The sequence below is a fragment of the Flavobacterium sp. W1B genome, assembly GCF_047344965.1.
Classification (GTDB): domain Bacteria; phylum Bacteroidota; class Bacteroidia; order Flavobacteriales; family Flavobacteriaceae; genus Flavobacterium.
The window spans coordinates 837,341-858,782 of sequence record NZ_CP178845.1 but is presented as its reverse complement, the minus strand read 5'-3'; the positions used below and the strand labels follow the sequence as shown (position 1 = coordinate 858,782).

General features: G+C 35.9%; 20 protein-coding genes. 9 read left to right on the top strand and 11 right to left on the bottom strand.

Features of this window, described 5'->3' with window-relative positions; translation table 11 throughout:
- The first annotated feature begins 94 nt into the window (after window positions 1-94).
- The 8 genes from namA to hflX all read left to right on the top strand — a co-directional run bounded on the left by namA (window position 95) and on the right by hflX (window position 11,194).
- Complete coding sequence (namA, locus tag ACMDB5_RS03795; RefSeq protein ID WP_413999691.1) at window positions 95-1,165, top strand: NADPH dehydrogenase NamA; 1,071 nt, start codon at window positions 95-97, stop codon at window positions 1,163-1,165.
- 33 nt (window positions 1,166-1,198) lie between these two features.
- On the top strand, window positions 1,199-2,239 hold the full coding sequence (locus ACMDB5_RS03790; RefSeq protein ID WP_413999690.1) for a Gfo/Idh/MocA family oxidoreductase: 1,041 nt from the start codon (window positions 1,199-1,201) through the stop codon (window positions 2,237-2,239).
- Between the two features lie 98 nt (window positions 2,240-2,337).
- A complete protein-coding gene (locus ACMDB5_RS03785) occupies window positions 2,338-3,549 on the top strand; it encodes an MFS transporter (protein WP_413999689.1) in 1,212 nt (403 codons plus the stop codon).
- A 363-nt stretch (window positions 3,550-3,912) separates the two neighbouring features.
- Window positions 3,913-6,750: a carboxypeptidase-like regulatory domain-containing protein gene (locus tag ACMDB5_RS03780; protein WP_413999688.1), complete on the top strand. Its 2,838-nt coding sequence runs from the start codon at window positions 3,913-3,915 to the stop codon at window positions 6,748-6,750.
- An 18-nt stretch (window positions 6,751-6,768) separates the two neighbouring features.
- Window positions 6,769-8,121 carry a DUF5689 domain-containing protein gene (locus tag ACMDB5_RS03775; RefSeq protein ID WP_413999687.1) on the top strand — a complete coding sequence of 451 codons (1,353 nt, stop codon included), beginning with the start codon at window positions 6,769-6,771 and terminating at the stop codon, window positions 8,119-8,121.
- Window positions 8,122-8,248: 127 nt separating this feature from the next.
- Window positions 8,249-8,719 carry an FKBP-type peptidyl-prolyl cis-trans isomerase gene (locus tag ACMDB5_RS03770; RefSeq protein WP_413999686.1) on the top strand — a complete coding sequence of 157 codons (471 nt, stop codon included), beginning with the start codon at window positions 8,249-8,251 and terminating at the stop codon, window positions 8,717-8,719.
- Window positions 8,720-8,977: 258 nt separating this feature from the next.
- On the top strand, window positions 8,978-9,844 hold the full coding sequence (locus ACMDB5_RS03765) for a hypothetical protein (RefSeq protein WP_413999685.1): 867 nt from the start codon (window positions 8,978-8,980) through the stop codon (window positions 9,842-9,844).
- Between the two features lie 111 nt (window positions 9,845-9,955).
- Window positions 9,956-11,194, top strand: coding sequence for a GTPase HflX (hflX, locus tag ACMDB5_RS03760; protein WP_413999684.1), 1,239 nt, complete (start codon window positions 9,956-9,958; stop codon window positions 11,192-11,194).
- A 67-nt stretch (window positions 11,195-11,261) separates the two neighbouring features.
- Here hflX and ACMDB5_RS03755 read toward each other — a convergent pair whose 3' ends face one another.
- From ACMDB5_RS03755 to ACMDB5_RS03725, 7 genes are all read right to left on the bottom strand, one after another.
- On the bottom strand, window positions 11,262-12,113 hold the full coding sequence (locus ACMDB5_RS03755) for a DUF3078 domain-containing protein (RefSeq protein ID WP_413999683.1): 852 nt from the start codon (window positions 12,111-12,113) through the stop codon (window positions 11,262-11,264).
- Between the two features lie 55 nt (window positions 12,114-12,168).
- Window positions 12,169-12,675 carry a DUF2480 family protein gene (locus ACMDB5_RS03750; protein WP_413999682.1) on the bottom strand — a complete coding sequence of 169 codons (507 nt, stop codon included), beginning with the start codon at window positions 12,673-12,675 and terminating at the stop codon, window positions 12,169-12,171.
- An 81-nt stretch (window positions 12,676-12,756) separates the two neighbouring features.
- Entirely contained in the window at window positions 12,757-13,080 is a 324-nt protein-coding gene (locus ACMDB5_RS03745) for an SUF system Fe-S cluster assembly protein (RefSeq protein WP_230063500.1), read from the bottom strand.
- Window positions 13,081-13,145: 65 nt separating this feature from the next.
- Window positions 13,146-13,559 carry a GxxExxY protein gene (locus ACMDB5_RS03740; protein ID WP_413999681.1) on the bottom strand — a complete coding sequence of 138 codons (414 nt, stop codon included), beginning with the start codon at window positions 13,557-13,559 and terminating at the stop codon, window positions 13,146-13,148.
- Between the two features lie 44 nt (window positions 13,560-13,603).
- A complete protein-coding gene (locus ACMDB5_RS03735; RefSeq protein ID WP_413999680.1) occupies window positions 13,604-14,026 on the bottom strand; it encodes a SufE family protein in 423 nt (140 codons plus the stop codon).
- A complete protein-coding gene (locus tag ACMDB5_RS03730) occupies window positions 14,013-14,456 on the bottom strand; it encodes a hypothetical protein (protein ID WP_413999679.1) in 444 nt (147 codons plus the stop codon). The genes ACMDB5_RS03735 and ACMDB5_RS03730 overlap by 14 nt, the downstream gene beginning before the upstream one ends.
- Window positions 14,457-14,466: 10 nt before the next feature.
- On the bottom strand, window positions 14,467-15,681 hold the full coding sequence (locus tag ACMDB5_RS03725) for an aminotransferase class V-fold PLP-dependent enzyme (RefSeq protein ID WP_413999678.1): 1,215 nt from the start codon (window positions 15,679-15,681) through the stop codon (window positions 14,467-14,469).
- Window positions 15,682-15,838: 157 nt separating this feature from the next.
- Here ACMDB5_RS03725 and ACMDB5_RS03720 point away from each other — a divergent pair, with 157 nt between their 5' ends.
- Window positions 15,839-17,185 (top strand): serine hydrolase domain-containing protein, encoded by a 1,347-nt coding sequence (locus ACMDB5_RS03720; protein WP_413999677.1) that lies wholly within the window; start codon window positions 15,839-15,841, stop codon window positions 17,183-17,185.
- 104 nt (window positions 17,186-17,289) lie between these two features.
- On the opposite strand, the gene sufD is transcribed toward ACMDB5_RS03720, so the two are convergent.
- The 4 genes from sufD to ACMDB5_RS03700 all read right to left on the bottom strand — a co-directional run bounded on the left by sufD (window position 17,290) and on the right by ACMDB5_RS03700 (window position 21,315).
- A complete protein-coding gene (sufD, locus tag ACMDB5_RS03715; RefSeq protein ID WP_413999676.1) occupies window positions 17,290-18,606 on the bottom strand; it encodes a Fe-S cluster assembly protein SufD in 1,317 nt (438 codons plus the stop codon).
- Window positions 18,607-18,665: 59 nt separating this feature from the next.
- A complete protein-coding gene (gene sufC / locus ACMDB5_RS03710) occupies window positions 18,666-19,418 on the bottom strand; it encodes a Fe-S cluster assembly ATPase SufC (RefSeq protein ID WP_413999675.1) in 753 nt (250 codons plus the stop codon).
- A gap of 32 nt (window positions 19,419-19,450) precedes the next feature.
- Complete coding sequence (gene sufB, locus ACMDB5_RS03705; protein ID WP_413999674.1) at window positions 19,451-20,899, bottom strand: Fe-S cluster assembly protein SufB; 1,449 nt, start codon at window positions 20,897-20,899, stop codon at window positions 19,451-19,453.
- Window positions 20,900-20,985: 86 nt separating this feature from the next.
- Window positions 20,986-21,315, bottom strand: coding sequence for a HesB/IscA family protein (locus ACMDB5_RS03700; RefSeq protein ID WP_413999673.1), 330 nt, complete (start codon window positions 21,313-21,315; stop codon window positions 20,986-20,988).
- Window positions 21,316-21,442 lie beyond the last annotated feature (127 nt).

The window sequence follows — 21,442 nt, the reverse complement described above, 5'->3', positions numbered from 1 at the left end:
CAATTCTCGTTTTCAGTCAGGTCGAGTAACTTTACTTTCTGTAACTGATATTTGTGTTGCATTGGATTAATCTTAATTTTAAAAAGTAAATGATATGTCTTCAAAATTATTTTCTTCTCTTCAAATAAAAAGCATTTTGCTCAAAAATAGAATCGTGATTTCTCCGATGTGTCAGTATTCATCTCAGGATGGCTTTGCCAATGATTGGCATTTGGTTCATTTGGGCAGTCGTGCCAGTGGCGGTGCGGGATTGATTATTCAGGAGGCTACAGCTGTTTCTCCCGAAGGTCGAATTTCTCCTGAGGATTTGGGAATATGGAAAGACGAACATATTGAAAAATTGCAGGCAATCACCCAATTTATCAAGAGTCAAAATGCGGTTCCCGGAATCCAATTGGCGCATGCCGGGCGAAAAGCCAGCGTTACTTCGCCTTGGAACGGCAATAAAAAAATCGATAGTACACAAGGTGGGTGGGAAACCGTGGCGCCATCAGCAATAGGCTTTCATGATACGGAAACGCCTCCGATTGCTTTGGATAAAATGGGGATCCAAAAAGTGATTTCCGATTTTGCATCAGCAACTAAAAGATCAGTACTAGCGGGATTCCAAGTAATGGAGCTTCATGCTGCGCATGGTTATTTGTTGCACGAATTTCTTTCGCCTTTATCTAATTTAAGAACAGATGAATATGGTGGCAGTTTTGAAAACCGAATCCGGCTGCTTTTGGAAGTGCTAGAATCTGTGCAAGGTGAATGGCCAAATGATTTGCCTTTATTTGTCAGAATCTCTGCCACGGACTGGGCAGAGGGCGGTTGGAATATCGAAGAATCGGTACAGCTTTCGAAAATACTCAAAGAAAAAGGAGTAGATTTGATTGATGTTTCTTCGGGAGGCGCAGTATCTTACCAAAAAATCCCGGTATCCCCCGGCTATCAGGTGCCTTTTGCGGAAAGCATAAAAAAAGAAACCGGAATTCTGACCGGCGCCGTCGGACTTATTACAGAAGCACATCAGGCAGAAGAAATCCTGATTAACGGAAAAGCGGATTTGGTTTTGTTTGCTAGAGAATCGCTCCGAAACCCAAACTTGGGGTTAGCTTTTGCAAAAGAATTAAATACGGATGTATCATGGCCAAATCAATATGAAAGGGCAAAAATAAAATAGCTTTTTGAGGTTTTACTATTTTAATAACAAATTATGCAAAAAATAAAAACAGCCCTACTTTCCTACGGAATGTCAGGAAAAGTGTTTCACGCACCTTTTATCGCCTTCCACCCCGGATTTGAATTATTGGGTTCTTGGGAAAGAAGTAAAAAATTGATACAACAGGATTATCCCGATACAAAGAGTTATTCCAGTTTAGAAGCGTTATTGGAAGATGATGTTGATTTGGTCATCGTAAATACACCAGTAGAAACCCATTTTGAATATGCCAAAAAAGTATTGGAGGCGGGAAAACATGCTATAGTTGAAAAAGCGTTTACCACTACGGTTGCTGAAGCTAAGGAATTGGCTGCTTTAGCCAAAGTAAAAGGATTGAAACTGGCTGTTTTTCAAAACAGAAGATGGGACAGCGATTTAAAAACAGTGCGAAAAATCATTTTGGATGGTGTTTTGGGCGAAATTGTGGAAGCCGAATTCCATTTTGACCGTTACAGTCCTAATTTGAGTCCAAAGCAGCACAAAGAAACAGCCAATTCGGGAGCGGGAATTCTAAAAGATTTAGGACCGCACCTGATTGATCAGGCATTGTATTTATTTGGTTTTCCTCAAGCCGTTTTTGCCGATATTCGGGTAACTCGGGAACATTCTTTGGTAGATGATTGTATCGATTTGTTGCTTTATTATCCGGATTTTAGGGTTCGATTAAAAGCAGGTTTTTTTGTCAGAGAGCCTATTCCGGCCTATATAATTCACGGAAAAAAAGGATCTTTCCTGAAACCGCGTGGTGATGTGCAGGAAGACGATTTGAAATTGGGAAAAAAACCAAACCTTGATACTTGGGGCAAAGAAGCCACGACTAAAGAAGGTATTCTTCATACAGAGATTAATAACGACATCTTGATTGAAAAAACACCAACACTTCAAGGAAATTATTATGATTTTTTTGAAGGTGTTTATCAATCGATTTCAAATGATAAGCCTGAACCGGTTACTGCCCAAGATGGTGTGAAAGTGATGCAGATCATTGAAGCTGCAATTGAAAGTAATAAGCAACAAGCAGTGATAAATTTATAAACAATAACGTTGTATTTTTTTGTTTAATGTGACGTTTTAGATAAGTGAACGGTTGCTTTTCTATTTTTGTACCTTAAAATAATAAAAACGAATTTGTTTTGATAGATTTAAATTTCATAGTCCGATTTAAAGCCAAAGGGAAGTACAAAAAAAATTATCGAAACGCCAAGGTTTCCTATCTAAAACGGATTCGTTGGGCGGTATCGATGTTTTATTTTGGTATGGGATTGTGTTTTGCTACCTGGGCAAGTAGAATTCCGGATATTAAAACGGCTTTGCACTTAGGCGATGGCGATCTGGGAACAATTTTGTTTGCTTTGCCATTAGGACAGCTGTTAATTATGCCTTTTTCAGGAAAATTGGTCACACGTTTTGGAAGCCATCGTATTCTTATATTCTCACTTTTATTATATGTTTTTAGTTTGACTAATTTGGGCTTAGCTTCCGCGTCTTGGCAGCTGTCACTCGGATTAATGCTTTTCGGAGTCTTTGGTAATTTGGCTAACATAGCTGTAAATACACAAGGTGTTTATACCGAGGTACTTTTTAAGAAAACAATTATGTCATCTTTTCACGGCATGTGGAGTTTGGCCGGATTTATTGGAGCCTTAGTGGGACTTGGAATGCTTGCCTTAGAACTTACGCCTTATATACATTTTTTAGCAGTAGGAGGAATCGTTCTTTTGTTAGTTCTTTTCAATTATAAGTTTTTAATAAAAGCCAAAGAAAAAATTAAAGCCGAAAAGAAAAAAGGATTTACAAAACCTGATAGCGCGCTGATTTGGCTGGGAATAATTGGTTTTTGTTGTATGGCAAGCGAAGGTGTGATGTTTGACTGGAGTGGTGTTTATTTCAAGGATGTCATCCAGGCTCCTGGTCCATTGGTAATTTTGGGATATACTTCATTTATGATAATGATGGCCGGAGGGCGTTTCTTCGGAGATCATTTGATTAGTAAATTTGGAAGGAAACCGGTCATGCAAATCAGTGGAATTATGATTTCAGCCGGACTTTTTACCTCCGTGTTTTTTCCTTATTTGATTCCGTCAACAATTGCATTTATGTTTGTGGGAGTTGGAGTTTCAACAATTGTTCCTACGATTTATAGTATTGCAGGAAAAAATCCAACAGTTCCTCCAGGAGAAGCATTAACCATAGTTTCCAGCGTTAGTTTTCTGGGATTTTTAATGGGACCACCGGTTATTGGTTATATTGCTGAATTGTTTGGTTTGCGATTTTCGTTTGCTTTTATCGGAATTTTTGGAGTTCTAATCGCATTTATGGTTTCGAGAATTAAGGCTGTCGAATAGCTTTTGGCATTTTAATCCAAATTAAATTTTTTAGCTTATAAAAATTTACTGATTCGTTTTTATTTAAAATAAGTTGTTGATTTTGAGATTTTTAACTCAAAATCAACAACTTATTACTATTTTGATTACTTTTAAAATGCCTAATCAAACAATAGAGTATTAATACCACTTTTTCATCACTTTTCTGTTTGTATTTGGTTAGCTTATAATTTTCCAAAAAACTCTTTTTCCGCTATTTCTGTCATAAGTATTCCTTTTTGGGATATTTTTTTATGCTCAGAAATGAAACAATCAAATTTTATTAAAAAGCGAAACTTTCTGATCCGTCAGAACTCTTTTTGGCAATAAAACAGTAACAGACTTATGAGAAAAAGTATTGGATCACTCTTTTTTATTTTACAGCTAGGATATGTTTTTGCGCAAGATAAAACCGGAATTTCAGGTAAGGTTTTGGATTCCAGAAGCTTGCAGCCTTTGGTTTCTGTAGTTGTTTCGATTCAAAACACAAGTTTGCTTCAATTAACAGAAGCTAATGGGAAGTTCCTTTTTGATTCCGCACCAGCGGGAGATTATCTAATTCTTTTTCACAATCAAGGTTACAAAGACGCCTTGTTTCCTGTAAGCCTAAACGAAGGTCAATTACTAGATTTGGGAACAATTTTGTTGGAAGAAGACCAGATTTCAGACCAGCAAAGCAGTTCAATTCGTCTTTTCGAAAATGACCTTACGGATGACAATAGTGGTTCCGAGAGCACTTCGGGTTTGCTACAATCCTCCAAAGATGCTTTCCAGCAAGCGGCTGCTTTCAATTGGGGATCGGCACGGTTCCGGCTTCGAGGATTGGACAGCGAAAATGCGACTATCATGATCAACGGTGTTGTTATGAACAAGCTGTATGACGGTAGGCCACAATGGGGCAATTGGGGTGGATTGAATGATGCCACCCGAAATCAGGAATTTTCCATTGGCACTACCCCATCTGATTATACTTTTGGCGGTATTCTGGGTACGCAGGAAATTAATACCCGTGCTTCTATTTATAGAATCGGGTCGAGAATTACGGTTTCGGGAACCAACACCAATTATAGTTGGCGTATGATGGGAACTTATGCGTCGGGCATGACTAAGAATGGCTGGGCTTATGTGGTTTCGGCAGGGAAACGTTATGCTAATGAAGGCTATTTTGAAGGAACTACCTATGATGGGAATTCCCTTTTTCTTAGTGTCGAAAAGAAATTAAATGAAAGGCATTCACTTAATGCGACTGGTTTTTATACGCCAAATACTCGTGGGAAGAACTCGCCAAACACCACAGAAGTTACGCAATTAACCAGTGAAAAATACAATTCTTATTGGGGTTACCAAGATGGCAAAAAAAGAAATGCCAGAGAGAAAACCATTGAAGAACCAATCTTAATGCTCAATCATTATTTTAAAATCAACGATCACAGCAGTCTCAATTCAAGCCTGATGTATCAGTTTGGTAAAATAAGCAACAGCAATCTCGATTACCAACGCGCGAACAGTCCGGATCCTACTTATTTTAGAAAATTGCCCAGCTATTACAGTTCGATGTATGCCAAAGATGACGGTGAGTTTTCGGGCAATTTTACTCCTGATTATGAGAATGCCGAGAAGAGCAAACTTGCATTTCTAGCAAATCCTCAAATCGATTGGGATGCGATGTACCGGGCCAATCAAAATCCGATTTTGGATAATAATGGGGAAATTATAAGCTATGAACCGGCACAAAGTCATTATGTTTTATATGAAGATCGGACTGATGACCAAACCGCTGTGCTTGCATCAAACTTCGATTCGCAATTGAATGAAAACTTGATTTTGAATGCGGGCGTTTCGTTTCGGGATTTTAAATCTCATAACTATCAAAAGCTATTGGATTTATTGGGAGGTGCTTTTTTTGAAGATATTGATGGGTTTTATAGTGGCAGTCAAGCGCAATCGGATCTTAATAATCCAAATCGTCAAGTGGTGGTGGGCGATGCTTATGGATACAATTATAAGTATAGAGCAAATACTTTTGATGCCTTTAGCCAGTTTAAGTTTTCGTACGATATAATTGATTTCTATTTGGCGCAATCTTTCTCCAGTACGAATTATCAAAGAGAAGGCTTGTATAAAAACGGAATTTATGAAAGCATTTCTTTTGGTAAAAGTGCCAAAGTAGCTTTTGAAAATTTTGGTTTCAAAGGCGGAATTGTTTTTAAAATCTCTGGAAAACAATTGCTTAGTTTTAATGCGGCTCATTTGACCAAAGCGCCGACTCTTAGAAATACTTTTCCCAATGCGAGATTGAATAATTCGATTGTTGATGGTTTGCAAAGTGAAACGATCAATAGCCTCGATGCGACTTATGTTTTCCGTTCACCAAAATTAAAAATGAGATTGACAGCCTATTATTCGACTCTAAAAGATGCCACTAAAACAACCTTCTTTTATGCAGAAGGAATTTTTGATAATGGAGCTGGTTATACCAATACGAATGCTTTTGTAGGCCAAACATTAACTCACCTGGATCGTAAAAACATCGGTACCGAATTTAGTTATGAATATCAATTTACTACCACTTTAAAAATGAGTTTTTCGGCGGCTTATGGTCAATTCACATATGAGAATAATCCCAATGTGAGTATCAATAACGATGCGGTGGCCACTGCAGAAAATACCAATCCGTCCTATGATTTTGGGAAAGCACTTTTGAAGAATTACAAACAATCCGGCATGCCACAACAAGCCTATAGTTTAGGAATTGAATATCGGGATCCCAAATTCTGGTGGATAGGAACTAACGTAAATTATCTGGCGGATTCTTATATTGATGTTTCGCCCATTTCTAGAACGGCACAATTTTATACAAATCCCGCCAGCGGATTCCCTTTCCCCGAAGCCACCGAAGAAAGAGCGGCGGAATTACTAAAACAAGAAAAATTTGACCTGGTAGCCTTGCTCAATTTACTTGGGGGAAAATCATGGCGGATCAAAGGAAAATACTTGGGGCTTTTTGCCAGTATTAATAATGTGCTAGACAGCAAATATAAAACGGGCGGTTATGAACAAGCCCGGAATGCTAATTTCAGACAGCTCAATCAGGATGTTTCCAGCGGAACACCTTCTTTTGGCAACAAATATTTTTATGGCTATGGCCGAACCTATTTTGTAAATCTCTACTTCAATTTTTAATTTTTAAAATCAAATGTTATGAGAAGTAATAGCGGTAAATTCCTTTTTTTGATGGTTTTTGTGATTCTATTTTTGGGTTGTGGAAATGATGAGGTGGCGGTTCCAAAGTTGAATTGTACCCAGCCTGATTTTGCCGTAAACAAAACCGTTTCTCAAATTCATGGCAATGCTGGCGCCATCGTTTCGCAATATACCTATGACGATGTGATAGAAGCTTATGTTGTTTCTAGCGATGCAAACGGTAATTTTTTCAAGACAATATCATTTCAAACTTTGGCTACAGCCACAAATCAAACTCAAGGTTTTAGTGTTCCCGTAGACGCAACAAATTTGTATGTCGATTTCCGATTAGGAAACAAGGTTTATGTGAAATTAAAAAACCAATATACCGATATTAATTATGGCAGTTTGCGTATTGGTGGTATTTATGTCAATTCGTATAATGAGGGAGCAGTGGGGCGACTTTCTCAAAATGACTATAAAAATGTTCTGCATGCTTCCTGTACTAATGTGGCCGAAAACCTTTTAGTTCGTTCCATCACAATTCCTGATTTAGTTGCGGATTCTAATTTGAATACACTAATCGAATTGTCTGATGTACAATTTACCGAAGCTGCAATTGGCCGGCATTATTATGAGGAAACAAATGATATTGGTGGAGCGACGAACTGGAGTTTGATGGACAAATACGGTAATCAAGTTATTTTTAGGACAAGTAGTTATGCTGATTTTGCTCGAAATTTAGTTCCCAATGGCATCGGAAAAGTAAAAGGAGTTTTGACCAAATTTGGTTCTGATTATCAGTTGTTGGCACGTTCTGAAAAAGATGTGGCAATGAGCGGCAAGCGGGCCGTTCCTTTTTTCTCCCAAGATTTTCAAGCGGTGGTTGATAAGTCTAATTTGAGTTTACCCGGCTGGGCAAATATTGTTCAGAGTGGTACTTTGTTCTGGAAAGGCGGGGTTTATTCGGGCAACGGCTATGCAGAGTTTGCTATTAGTGGAACTAAAGTGGTTTCTAATATTGCTTGGCTGATTTCGCCTAAAATTGATATGGATACACATACCAATGAGATTCTGACTTTTAGAACTGCTCAACATCATCTGGATGTCGATTCTCCTTTGAACACATTGGAAGTTTATGTTTCGACTAATTTTGATGGCTTAAATGTAACCAAGGCAACTTGGATTCCGTTGAAGGTGAATTTACCCAAGCAAGCCACACCTTGGTATCAGTTTGTAGGCTCCGGAGGAGTAGATTTGTCTTCTTATATGGGTAAAATCAACATCGCTTTTAAGTATATCGGATCAGGGAGAAACCTTGCTTTGGATGGTGCATTTCAGGTTGATGATGTACAGATTTTTGGGGATTAGTTTGAGTGTGAAAACTCCAGAATTGTCAGCAAAAAAACAAGAGTAAGTTCTTTTTATACAGGGATTTTATAAAGATTTTGTTGGTGTAATTTTATTATATTTGCGATCTTTATAAATCAAATTTATCATGAAATACACTTTATTAGCACTTGTTTCCTTGCTATTTGTTTCTTGTTTATCAGACACAAATACAAATATAGAAACTCAACCAGTTGATTATACAATCCAAAATGAAAAAGAAATAACGGATTATATTGCAGCCAAAAATTTAACAGCTGTAAAAAGCGATACAGGTTTGTATTATATAATTACTGAACCAGGCGATGGGAAACAACCTACTGCAACTTCTAATGTAACGGTTGCTTATAAAGGTTATTTTACAAATGGATCTGTGTTTGACCAAAGTAAAGCAGAAGGTATTTCTTTTGGTTTGCAGCAGGTTATAAAAGGTTGGACAGAAGGGATTACTTATTTTAAAGAAGGTGGAAGCGGAGTTCTTTTAGTTCCCTCTCATCTTGGTTATGGCAGTTATGGTCGACCAGGTATACCTGGAGGCGCTGTACTTATTTTTGATGTTAAATTAATTACTGTAAAATAGGCAGAATAAGAAATTTTTGCCAAGGACTATCCAAGCTAAACAAAATGTTGCTAATTAAGTGGCGACTTTGTGTAGCTTGGATTTTTTTATTTTTAAGAGTAATAGTTAAACTCATTTAAGATTTTGAATAAAAAACAATTTAAATTAAAGTATTGGTTATCAGTTTGATTGTTTTTATATGTGGGTTTCCAGAAACTAAAGTTTCATCCTCTTGTTGATTTTTGTATTTTGGCGATTCCAAATCAATACTAATACCCTATGAAAACCTACTTCATTGCCATTTTAATGATGGCTTTTCCATTTTTGATACAAAGTCAAACCCAGGAAAACACTATTAAATTGAAACAAATCAAAATTGTAAGAACAAATTTCCGCAATTTAAAAAGCGGCGAAATTGTAAACAAAAACATTTTATTTAAAGACGGAAAAATCTCGACGATAAAAACATCCGATGTTATCCAAAGTTTCTTTTACAATCGAAATGGATTGTTGGATATGAGTGTCAAAGAAAGAGAAGGAAGCAATTGGAAAGAAGTTGTAAATTACAGCTATGACAATGAGAAACGATTGCTAAAGTTAGAGAAAAAATATGAAGAAGGAGGAGAGTTTGTGAGTAAAACGGTGAGCCTAAAATACGAGGGAGCAAGAGTAAAAGCAATAACCAAAAAAAGCAACAATCATCAAAATTTTATTGACGATATAGAGTATGTAATTGAAAACGGATGTGTTATCAGACGTACTTCAAGGGATCGAAATCAACAAATTATCAATAAAATAGAATACGCTTACTATAAAGACAACATTGTAAGACATAAAGGATTAGTAGGCGATAAGTCGATGCTGAGCTACACTTTTGACGATAAAAATTCAGTTAATTTATTAATTGTCAAAAATCTGTTTGGGGACAACTATAAAATAATTGTTCCCATAGTTTCTTTTCATGAGGCCGAGTTTGATTTTCAATCCGTCTCTACTAATAACGAATTGAGTTTTCAATCTACTTCGGTAAATCATATAGGGAAAATCGGGAAATATAAATACAACAATCTGAACTACCCAACAGCCTATTCTCTTTTGGAAGACAATGGAATAGTAAAAACCGAGACGAATTATTTTTACGAATAAAGTTTTGTTTTTTTGACAATCTTTTATTTTGCGAATTCCTTTTGTTTTAAAAATGCATGGAATAAGTATTAGTAGCTGTTAAATCATTAAATTTGTGGCTTATTCAAAGTTATGTTAGAAAAAGAAGTAATAAATTTCGAAAAGACAGCCATTGTTGGTATTGTTACTCAAAATCAAAGTGAAGCTAAGCTCAATGAGTATCTTGACGAATTAGAGTTTTTAACTTTTACCGCAGGTGGAGAAGTGGTGAAACGTTTTTCGCAAAAAATGGAGCGTCCTAATCCTAAGACTTTTGTTGGAACCGGAAAAATAGAGGAAATCCATTATTTTGTAAAAGAAAACGGGATTTCAACATTGATTTTTGATGATGAATTAACGCCTTCGCAACAAAAAAATATTTCTAAAATAATAACCGAATGTAAAATTCTGGATAGGACCAATCTTATCTTGGATATTTTTGCACAACGTGCCGAAACCTCTTATGCCAGAACCCAAGTAGAGCTGGCACAATGTATCTATTTGTTGCCTCGATTATCAGGTCTTTGGACGCACTTGGAACGTCAAAAGGGAGGGATTGGAATGCGTGGACCCGGAGAAACGGAAATTGAAACGGATAGACGTATCGTGCGCGATAGGATTGCTTTATTGAAAGATAAAATCAAGGCTATTGACAAACAAATGGGTACACAAAGAAGCAATCGCGGTTCTATGGTTCGCGTGGCTTTGGTGGGATATACCAATGTAGGAAAATCGACTTTGATGAATGCCGTTGGTAAAAGTGATGTGTTTGTAGAGAATAAACTTTTTGCAACATTAGATACTACGGTTCGAAAAGTGGTAATCAAAAACTTACCTTTCCTGCTTTCGGATACCGTTGGATTTATTCGAAAATTGCCTACACAACTAGTAGATTCTTTCAAGAGTACGTTGGATGAGGTTCGTGAAGCCGATTTATTGTTGCACGTAGTTGATATTTCGCATCCTGAATTTGAAGATCACATTGCATCGGTAAATCAAACTTTATTGGATATCAAAGCCAATAATAAACCGGTAATTATGGTTTTCAATAAAATAGATGCTTATAGGCATTTGACGATTGATGAGGATGATTTAATGACCGAGAAAACCACAAAACATTATACACTTGAGGAATGGAAATCGACTTGGATGAGCCGAGTAGGGGAACAAAATGCCTTGTTTATTTCGGCTACAAACAAAGAGAACTTTGAAGAATTTAGAGAGCGTGTCTATGAAGCGGTAAGACAAATTCACATAACTCGTTTTCCTTACAATAAGTTTTTATATCCGGATTATAAGGATGCTGTGGAAAAAGAAGACAAAGAAGAATAGATTTAAATAAAAAAATCCCTTTTGAAAGTAAATCAATAGGGATTTTTTTTATGTTGATTAAAAAAGTTTAAATTCCAAAATTAATACCCAGACCAAAAATTTCACGCACCTGAACAGCTTGCACAGAATTGTCATCGTAAATTGCTTGTACAGCAACATTTGCCGACAAATATTTATTGATTTTCATAATTACATTCATCTGATAATCGACATCAACGTTTTGTGGATCGTCTAAATAATTGGAGTATAAATTAAGTCTATTCTCGATCGAGACATTTGCCATTACATTAAATTTGTAATAAGCAGTGACGCTAGCGCCAAATTCAAATCTAGAAGCGTCTCCTTGCAAAACACCAAAAGAAGGTCCAAAATCAGTAAAATGTTTATGAACAAGAATTAATTTAGCTGCTGCGGGAGAAAAATTGACACTTAGGTTGTCGTTTTTTTTCCATAACATTCCAGGACCAAACTGAAAATAAGCGGGAGAAAAAAAATGAGAGATAATTTGATTGTTTTTATCCAGACCGGAATCCATTTGTGATTTGAAATTGAAGTATATTGAGTAGTACCAATTTGGAGCAGATGATTTTTTGCCCCAAAGGGAATTCAGTTCCAATCGGTCATCCGTTTTGGCGGTTTTTTCAATTCCTTTTATTTTACTCAAACCATAAGCCAAAATAAATTTATTGTCCCAAACGATAGTTTCTTTTTTGTAATTGAAATCGTAATTCAAACCAAAATTTCCTGCAAGGTTTGAGGTTCCGCCACCAAGCCATTGCCTATTATAGGCTGACTGATTAAAAAGTAAGGATATGTTTCCTTTTTTTGTCCAGAGTTTTGTGCTGTCTTTTGGGACTTCTTGGGCATTTCCAGAAACGAGTGTCAAAATAAAAACCAAAGAAAGTAGTGCTTTTTTCATATTCTTTATTTTGTTAGTTTAACAAATATAAAAAATGAAATTGACAAAATGTATTTTATAGCTTTTTCTTATACAAGGGAACTGCCGAACAGGCTTCGCCATACATAATACTTCTGGCAAAAGGATACAAATAATGAGCCGCCAAAACATAGGCACGCATCGGAACCGGTTTTTGCGAGCAACCCTTTATAATGGTTGGTTTGTTTTGATATACTGAATAATCCAGTTTTGGAAGTAATTCTTCATATAGTGCCGAATCTAAATCTTCGATACTTCCATTGATGATTTTTTTGGCAAAAGGAGCCAATTGAATTGCTACTAAAATAGAAGCCCAAGCCGGAATAATAGCGTCTGTACTACAATTAATAGCCACAAATTGGTCTTGATATTGCGCCCAATCGTGGTTTTTAAGATGCTCCCGAAAATCTTTTTCTTTTAACAAAAAACCTTCCAATAACCATTGTGAAATATCAACTTGTGTGCGGATTCCTCTTGGATAGTAATCCTCTAAATCAAAAACTTCTAAGGCGCTATTGGCTACTTTATTAATTATTTCGTCCATTTTTTCAGTGTTCAGTATTGAGATAACAGTGTTCAGCAGTAAAAAAATTTGCTAACCGACCACTGTTATCTGAATGCTAATTTACAACATTCCCAATTCTAGTTTTGCTTCTTCGCTCATTAGGTCTTTGCTCCAAGGCGGGTCGAAAGTAATTTCTACTTCGGCATCTTTAATATGCTCGATTGATTTTACTTTTTCTTCCACTTCTCTCGGTAAACTTTCGGCAACCGGACAGTTAGGGGAAGTAAGTGTCATCAGGATTTTTACCTCATAATCGGTGTTGACCATAACGTCATAAATTAATCCTAATTCATATATGTCTACAGGAATCTCAGGATCGTAAATGGTTTTTAATTTTTTTACGATTGCTTCGCCTAATTCGTTAGTGTCTATTTCTTGTTCCATTTTGTTTTAGTTTTGCGACTTATATTTTTTTAAAACCATATAAGTCATGTAAGTTTTTTAATTATTTATTCTTCTAGTCGTCTATAGAATTCATTTACCAAAGTTTTTTGGCCTTCGTGGTAAATATTCTTTACATTAAAATTAATCAATAAGCCAATCGGTGCATTTAATAAGTTCATATAAGTAAGCAATTGTGCTTCAAAAATAGGGTTTATTTCGTTTACCGATTTTAATTCAACAACGAGAGTATTTTCTATAAATAAATCACATCTGAGTTTAGATTCTAACTCATGTCCCTTATAATTTAAAGGGATCAAAAATTCAGATGAATAATTTATTTTTCTCAATTCTAATTCTTTTTTAAGACATTGATGATAAACATTTTCTAAAAGACCTGGCCCAAAACTTTTATGAACTTCAATTGCTGCTCCATTAATCTGATAAACTAGATCTTTGAGAAAACTTTTGGTTACATTCATAGTCTTTTAATGATTTGCTTATATGACTTATATGTTTTAAAAAATTAGTTTTGAGTATTGAATGCCAAGGCATACATTTTAATATTTTTTATCATTGATACCAAACCATTGGCGCGGGTAGGGGATAAATGCTCTTTTAGCCCAATTTCATCGATAAAACTCATGTCAGCATTGATGATATCTGCAGGCGACTGGTTAGAAAAAACGCGGATTAAAATTGCAATAATTCCCTTGGTCAATATGGCATCACTATCGGCAGTAAAAATTATCTTTTCCTCGTTTTTTTCTCCTTGCAACCATACTTTTGATTGGCAACCTTTAATCAAATTGTTTTCTGTCTTGAATTCCTCTTTGATTAACGGAAGATTTTTTCCCAGTTCGATGATGTATTCGTAGCGTTGCATCCAATCGTCAAACATAGAAAATTCATCTACTATTTCGTTCTGTATGTCTTTAATTTTCGTCATTCTGTTTTGCAAATGAATTTATTTTATTTACTAATTTTTTAATTTCTACTGGTGGATATCCATGATCAAAACTTTTTGATTCATACGTTTTTCCCTTGTATGTAATTTTCAAATTGGCGATAGCCGCTCCATCGTAAAAGCGTTTTTCTGTTGGCGATTTCAACTCTGGGATTTCGTCTAAGTTGATTTCTTGAAATATCGTAATTAATTCGTTCCAATCAGCATTTGAAATTTCTGTTGCAACTGGTTTTTCACTCTGGTTTCGGTCTCTTGAAATGGAAAATTTCTTTTCTTCAATAACTATTTTTTGATAAAAACCTCTTGTATTGGCTACGTATTCAATTACGGCAGCATTAATTTCTTGTGCTTCGGCGTTTTGACAACCTTTTCCCAAAAATAGGGTTAAGAACAATAAAGAGATTATTTTCATAATTTAGTTTTTAGGATAACATTGTTTTCGCTTTTTTGACGGCTTCTACCATAAGATCAATTTCTTCTTTGGTGTTATAAAAAGAAAAAGAGGCTCTGATGGTTCCCGGAATACAGAAAAAATTCATTATTGGTTGGGTGCAATGATGTCCTGTTCGAACCGCTATACCCAACTTGTCAATTATTGTACCAATGTCATATGGATGAATTCCTTCGATATTAAATGAAATTACCGAAGTTTTTTCTTTGGCTGTGCCAAAAATCTTCAAGCCTTCAATTTCCAATAATCGTTGTGTTCCGTATTCCAATAATTCTAATTCCTGTTTTTGAATGTTGTCAAAACCTATTTCATTCATATAGTCAATGGCGGTTCCTAAGACAATGCCACCAGCAATATTAGGAGTTCCCGCTTCAAATTTATGAGGTAATTCGGCATAAGTGGTTTTTTCGAAAGTCACTTCTTTGATCATCTCGCCACCACCTTGATAAGGCGGTAATTTATTCAACCAGGCTTCTTTTCCGTATAAAATTCCGGTTCCTGTTGGTCCGCACATTTTATGTCCTGAAAAAACATAGAAATCACAATCCAATGCTTGAACATCCGGTTTTAAATGAGGAACAGCTTGTGCTCCGTCAATTAAAATAGCAGCGCCAACTTCATGCGCTTTATCAATCATGTACTTGATAGGATTGATTGTTCCCAGCGCATTAGAGATATGATTTACGGCCACGATTTTGGTTTTATCCGAAAGGATTTTATCAAATTCAGCCATAATCAGCTCGCCATTTTCATTGATAGGGATAACTTTCAGGGAAGCACCAGTCTTCTCGCACAACATTTGCCAAGGCACAATATTGCTGTGGTGTTCCAATGCCGAAACTAAAACTTCATCGGCTGGTTTTAAAATCGAGGCAAATCCGTTGGCAACTAAATTAATCCCAAAGGTAGTTCCTGAAGTGAAAAGCACTTCATGGGTAAATTTGGCATTGATATGATTTTGAACTTTGCCACGAGAAATTTCGTAGGCATCGGTTGCTAATTGGCTTAATGTATGCACGCCACGATGTATGTTGGCATTGATTTCTTGGTAATACTTAGATATGGCATCAATGACCACTTGTGGTTTTTGCGATGTGGCTCCGTTATCGAAATAAACTAAAGGTTTTCCGTTTACTTTTTGTGAAAGTATAGGAAAATCGGCTCTTACTTTTTGAATGTCTAGCATAATTATTTAGAAAAATTCTAAATACAAAAGTACTAAAATTATACCATTAAGAAATTAAGTTTTCATAGATTCTTACTATGTTTTATAGTCTAAATCATTTGTAAGTATAATTCGCTGTATTGAATGTTTTTAATAAATTGCATTAAAATAGTTTCAAATGAAAAAAATATTCAAACTTATTGGTTTTGCGTCCTTTGTCGGTTTTTTTTATATTGGATATACTACTTATCCAAAGTTGGATTTAATTTCCGGCTTTTCAGCCAAAAGTGTCGCTTCTGGACATTTCATAGACCACCGTTCGCTTGAAATGATCGAAAAAGGAGACAATGATATCGATATGATTGATTTGGCTAAAAACAAAATTGACGAAGAAGGAAAATTTGCAACTGCTTCTGTATATGGATTAAAAAAACGAAAAGCGATTTATCGTGAAGGTTTGGGCGCGACATTAATTAATGATGATTTTGATATTTCAAAACCCTATGCCATTCCGAAAAGAACTAAAGTAAAAAATGATTTGTCCTTTCCTTATGGCGATAAAGAAGCCCAAGACACGGTTTTTCCCAATATTGATTATGATAAATTAAATCTGGCTGTAGCCAATGCCTTTGATAGTAAAGGAAAAAAAGACAAACGTACGCGTTCTCTTTTGGTTGTTTATAAAGATAAAATCATTGCCGAAAAGTATGATGCCGGTTTCGATAAAAACAGCAAAATTTTAGGGTGGTCGATGACCAAAAGTATTACAGCAACGCTATTTGGGATACTACAAAAACAAGGAAAATATGATATTTATAAACCCGCCCCGATTCCCGAATGGCAAAATGACAAACGTAAAAATATCACCACAAACGATTTGATCCATATGAACTCCGGATTGGAATGGGAGGAAGATTACAACACGATTTGCGATGCCACAAAAATGCTTTTTCTGTCAGAAAATATGGGAAGAGTACAACTCGAAAAACCGGCTGTATTCGTGCCTAACAGTCATTGGAATTATTCATCAGGAACGACTAATTTATTGTCTTATATTTTGAGAAATCAATTCAAAACACAGCAGGAATATCTTGATTTTTGGTACGCTGCCTTGATTGATAAAATTGGAATGCAATCAATGTTAATCGAAACGGATATGGCAGGTAATTTTGTAGGTTCTTCCTATGGCTGGGCAACAACAAGAGATTGGGCTAAGTTTGGTTTATTGTATCTGCACAAGGGGAATTGGAATGGCGAGCAATTATTTGACGAAAGTTGGGCAAAATATGTGGCTACGCCAACGAATGGTTCCAAGGGAGATTATGGAGGACATTTCTGGCTCAATGCAGGTGGTAGATATCCTGATGCTCCAAAAGATTTGTATTCCTGTAATGGCTATCAGGGACAAAAAGTGTTTATTATTCCATCGCTGGATTTGGTAATTGTACGAATGGGATTGACCGAAGACGCTAAGTTTGACGTAAACGGAATGTTGAAAGGAATTATTAGGAGTTTGAAGAAATAAATTTGCCCACAAAGGACACTAAATAAAAGTACAAAGGGCACAAAGTTTATTTAACTTGTGCCCTTTTTGCTTAAATATTTGCGAAGCTTGCGCTTCAGAATTTATTACAAATCAAATCCTAATTTCACGCCTAATTTTGTGGCAATAATTTTAGTAATTCGTTGTTTCAATTCCGGTATTTTGATATTTTCGATAACTGCATTTGAGAAGGCATACATCAACAAAGCTTTGGCTTCTTTTTGTGGAATTCCACGTTGTTGCATGTAAAACAAAGCAGTTTCATCCAGTTGACCGATCGTACATCCGTGCGAACATTTTACATCATCTGCAAAAATTTCCAATTGTGGCTTGGCATTGATTGTGGCTTTGTCGCTCAATAAAATGTTATTGCTTTTTTGGAATGCATTTGTTTTTTGAGCCTCTTTTTCAACAAAAACTTTTCCGTTGAAAACACCTGTCGAACGATCTGAAAAGATTCCTTTGTAATCCTGAAAACTTTCGCAATTTGGTGAAGAGTGTTTCACTAAAGTATAGTGATCCACATGCTGTTTTTCGCCAATAATGGTGATTCCGTTCAGGGTACTTGTCAATCTTTCTCCAAAGTGATAGAAGTTCAAGTTGTTTCTAGTCAGGTTTCCTCCAAAAGAGAAGGTATGAACCGAAACGTGACTTTCCTGTTTTTGTGAAACGTAAGTATTGTCTATAAGGTTAGCCTCAAGATTGTCATTTTGTATTTTATAATAATCTACAATCGCACGTTTTTGGGCAAAAATCTCGGTAACCGAATTTGTTAAAACGGGATTTCCGCTTAAACTTTGGTGGCGCTCGATGATTTGAACATGAGAATTTTCTCCTGCAATTACTAAATTTCTTGGTTGTACCATAAGCGCTGCTTCGCTACCAGTTGAGAAATACATAATCTCAATTGGTTTGTCGGCCACTTTGCTTTTTGGGATATTGATATAGGCGCCTTCATTGGCGAAAGCCGTGTTCAAAGAAGTTAAACTCTCCTCTTTGTTGGCAATCTGATTGAAATAGGTATCAATAATCATTTTGTATTTTGGTTTGTTTAGTGCCGATGACATCAAACAAACATCAATTCCTTCGTGTGTTGTTGAAGATAAATGAGAACTAAATACGCCGTCAATGAAAACCACTTTGTAAGTGTCTATTTCATGGATGAAGTATTTTTTTACTTGGTTAAATTCAATCGAACTTTCGTTTTTTGGAAATACTGTAAAGTCATTTTTTAGGATGGCGTTTAGCGAAGTATATTTCCAAGCTTCTTCTTTTTTGGTTGGAAAACCTTTATTTTCAAAGTTTTTTATAGCTGAAGTTCTCACATCATGAAGTTCAGAATGAACATCGATGCGCTCCTCAAAAGCCATAAAAGACGAGATTAATTTATCTTTCAATTCCATTTTTTTTTAGTTAAAAGTTATGAGTTATGAGTTTTAAAAACTGCTAACTGCTAACTAATTTAAGCTTCTTGTTCTTGTTTGATCCAGTCGTATCCTTTTTCTTCTAGTTCTAAGGCCAGACTTGCATCACCCGATTTTACAATTTTTCCGTTGTAAAGAACGTGAACAAAATCAGGAACGATATGATCCAATAATCTTTGGTAGTGCGTGATAACGATAACTGCATTTTTGTCGCTTTTCAGTTTGTTTACTCCGTTTGCAACAATTCGCAAAGCGTCGATATCCAATCCAGAATCGGTTTCGTCAAGAATCGCCAATTTTGGCTCTAACATTGCCATTTGGAAAATTTCGTTACGTTTTTTCTCTCCCCCTGAAAAACCTTCGTTAAGGGAACGAGACAAAAATTTTCTGTCGATTTCCAATAATTCCGCTTTTTCACGAATCAGTTTCAGCATTTCATTGGCTGGCATTTCTTCCTGACCGTTTGCTTTGCGTGTTTCATTGATGGCTGTTCTTATGAAATTTGTTACAGAAACTCCAGGAATTTCAACCGGATATTGAAAAGAAAGAAAAACGCCTTTATGTGCTCTTTCTTCAGGAGCCAATTCAGTAATGTCTTCTCCTTCCAAAAAGATTTCTCCTTCGGTCATTTCGTAGTTTTCGTTTCCTGCAATTACAGCCGAAAGGGTACTTTTTCCAGCACCATTTGGTCCCATGATAGCATGAACTTCACCAGCTTTTACTTCAAGGTTGATTCCTTTTAATATTTCTTTGTCTCCAATGGAGGCGTGTAAATTTTTTATTGATAACATAAATGTCTTGTTTTTATAAAGTCTTAAAAAGGTTATCCTACAGATCCCTCAAGAGAAATTTCTAATAATTTTTGAGCTTCCACAGCAAATTCCATTGGCAGCTTGTTCAATACATCCTTGCTGAATCCGTTTACAATTAAAGCAATTGCTTTTTCGGTTGGGATTCCACGTTGGTTGCAATAGAAAACTTGGTCTTCACCAATTTTAGATGTCGTAGCTTCGTGTTCTACTTTGGCCGATGGATTTTTACTTTCGATATAAGGAAAAGTATGCGCACCACAATTGTTGCCCATTAACAACGAGTCACATTGCGAAAAGTTTCTGGCGTTATCAGCGCGAGCGCTAATTTGTACCAATCCTCTATAGCTATTTTGTGATTTTCCGGCAGAAATACCTTTGGAGATAATTGTCGATTTAGTGTTTTTTCCTAAATGAATCATCTTAGTTCCGGTATCGGCTTGCTGGAAATTATTAGTAACGGCAATCGAGTAAAATTCGCCTACTGAATTATCTCCTTTTAAAATAACAGAAGGATATTTCCAAGTTACCGCTGAACCTGTTTCAACTTGTGTCCAAGAAATTTTAGCATTTTTCTCGCAGATTCCTCTTTTGGTTACAAAATTGAAAACTCCACCTTTACCTTCTTTGTTTCCAGGGTACCAGTTTTGTACAGTTGAATATTTGATTTCGGCATCGTCTAATGCTATTAGTTCTACTACTGCAGCGTGCAATTGATTTTCATCACGACTTGGTGCAGTACAGCCTTCTAGGTAACTTACATAACTTCCTTCATCGGCAATTAGTAAGGTTCTTTCGAACTGACCTGTTCCGGCTTGATTTATTCTAAAATAAGTAGAAAGTTCCATTGGGCAACGTACGCCTTTTGGAATATAACAAAAAGAACCGTCAGAGAAAACAGCTGAATTCAAAGCCGCGTAAAAATTATCTTTTTGCGGGACAACTGTTCCTAAATATTTACGAACTAATTCCGGGTGTTCTTTGATGGCTTCGGAAATACTCATAAAGATAATTCCTTTTTCGCCTAATGTTTTCTTGAATGTTGTAGCTACTGAAACCGAGTCAACAACAATATCCATAGCCACATTATTCATCATTTTTTGCTCATCGATAGAGATTCCTAACTTTTTATACATTTCTAAAAGTTCTGGATCTACATCGTCTAATGTTTTATTAGGATCTATCACTTTTGGAGCCGAATAATAGGAAATCGCCTGAAAATCTGGTTTTTCATAATGTACATTGGCCCATTCTGGCTCAATCATCTCCTGCCAAGAACGAAAAGCCTCAATACGCCAGTCGGTCATCCATTGTGGTTCTTCTTTTCTAAGCGAAATGGCACGAACTATATCTTCGTTTAAGCCAACGGGGAAAGTATCCGCTTCTAGATTAGTATAAAATCCGTACTCGTATTCTTTAGTTTCGAGTTCGATTTTTAAATCGTCTTCTGTGTATTTTGACATTTTTTTCTTTTAATTAGAACCATTTAGGAATTAAGTTTTAATTATTAAATGGTTTAAAATTTATGTTTTGTAAACTTATGTAGCAATTACAGAGAAAAACTCTCTCCGCAACCGCAAGTTCTGCTTGCATTTGGATTATTGAAAACAAATCCTTTTCCGTTTAGTCCGCCTGAAAATTCTAAAATTGTTCCGGCTAAATACAGAAAAGATTTTTTCTCCACTGCAATCGTTATATCGTTGTCTACGAAAATTTTATCGTCTTCGCCTTTGTCTTTATCGAATTTTAAATCATAAGACAATCCCGAGCAGCCACCACTTTTTACGCCTACTCTAACATAATCTGTAGCAGCATCAAAGCCATCGTCTTTCATCAAATCGATGATTTTCTTTTTGGCAGTATCAGAAACCTTTATCATTGTTATATTGATTTTGTCTAAATTAACCGCAAAGATACTATATAAAAACCTTTTTCCATAATCGATAACATTTTTATAACTAATGCTAAAATAGAAAATGCCTATAATGTTTTATAATTCAAAAAAT

Excerpts from the sequence above, each read along its gene's own strand:
- ACMDB5_RS03740 (WP_413999681.1), bottom strand. The coding sequence starts at position 13,559 with ATGAATGTAACCAAAAGTTTTCTCAAAGATCTAGTTTATCAGATTAAT.
- ACMDB5_RS03755 (WP_413999683.1), bottom strand. The coding sequence starts at position 12,113 with ATGAAAAAAGCACTACTTTCTTTGGTTTTTATTTTGACACTCGTTTCT.
- ACMDB5_RS03775 (WP_413999687.1), top strand. The coding sequence starts at position 6,769 with ATGAGAAGTAATAGCGGTAAATTCCTTTTTTTGATGGTTTTTGTGATT.
- namA (WP_413999691.1), top strand. The coding sequence starts at position 95 with ATGTCTTCAAAATTATTTTCTTCTCTTCAAATAAAAAGCATTTTGCTC.
- ACMDB5_RS03745 (WP_230063500.1), bottom strand. The coding sequence starts at position 13,080 with ATGGAACAAGAAATAGACACTAACGAATTAGGCGAAGCAATCGTAAAA.
- sufB (WP_413999674.1), bottom strand. The coding sequence starts at position 20,899 with ATGTCAAAATACACAGAAGACGATTTAAAAATCGAACTCGAAACTAAA.
- ACMDB5_RS03790 (WP_413999690.1), top strand. The coding sequence starts at position 1,199 with ATGCAAAAAATAAAAACAGCCCTACTTTCCTACGGAATGTCAGGAAAA.
- ACMDB5_RS03750 (WP_413999682.1), bottom strand. The coding sequence starts at position 12,675 with ATGGACGAAATAATTAATAAAGTAGCCAATAGCGCCTTAGAAGTTTTT.
- ACMDB5_RS03765 (WP_413999685.1), top strand. The coding sequence starts at position 8,978 with ATGAAAACCTACTTCATTGCCATTTTAATGATGGCTTTTCCATTTTTG.
- ACMDB5_RS03700 (WP_413999673.1), bottom strand. The coding sequence starts at position 21,315 with ATGATAAAGGTTTCTGATACTGCCAAAAAGAAAATCATCGATTTGATG.
- ACMDB5_RS03735 (WP_413999680.1), bottom strand. The coding sequence starts at position 14,026 with ATGACGAAAATTAAAGACATACAGAACGAAATAGTAGATGAATTTTCT.
- hflX (WP_413999684.1), top strand. The coding sequence starts at position 9,956 with ATGTTAGAAAAAGAAGTAATAAATTTCGAAAAGACAGCCATTGTTGGT.
- ACMDB5_RS03730 (WP_413999679.1), bottom strand. The coding sequence starts at position 14,456 with ATGAAAATAATCTCTTTATTGTTCTTAACCCTATTTTTGGGAAAAGGT.
- ACMDB5_RS03720 (WP_413999677.1), top strand. The coding sequence starts at position 15,839 with ATGAAAAAAATATTCAAACTTATTGGTTTTGCGTCCTTTGTCGGTTTT.
- ACMDB5_RS03770 (WP_413999686.1), top strand. The coding sequence starts at position 8,249 with ATGAAATACACTTTATTAGCACTTGTTTCCTTGCTATTTGTTTCTTGT.
- ACMDB5_RS03780 (WP_413999688.1), top strand. The coding sequence starts at position 3,913 with ATGAGAAAAAGTATTGGATCACTCTTTTTTATTTTACAGCTAGGATAT.
- sufC (WP_413999675.1), bottom strand. The coding sequence starts at position 19,418 with ATGTTATCAATAAAAAATTTACACGCCTCCATTGGAGACAAAGAAATA.
- ACMDB5_RS03725 (WP_413999678.1), bottom strand. The coding sequence starts at position 15,681 with ATGCTAGACATTCAAAAAGTAAGAGCCGATTTTCCTATACTTTCACAA.
- sufD (WP_413999676.1), bottom strand. The coding sequence starts at position 18,606 with ATGGAATTGAAAGATAAATTAATCTCGTCTTTTATGGCTTTTGAGGAG.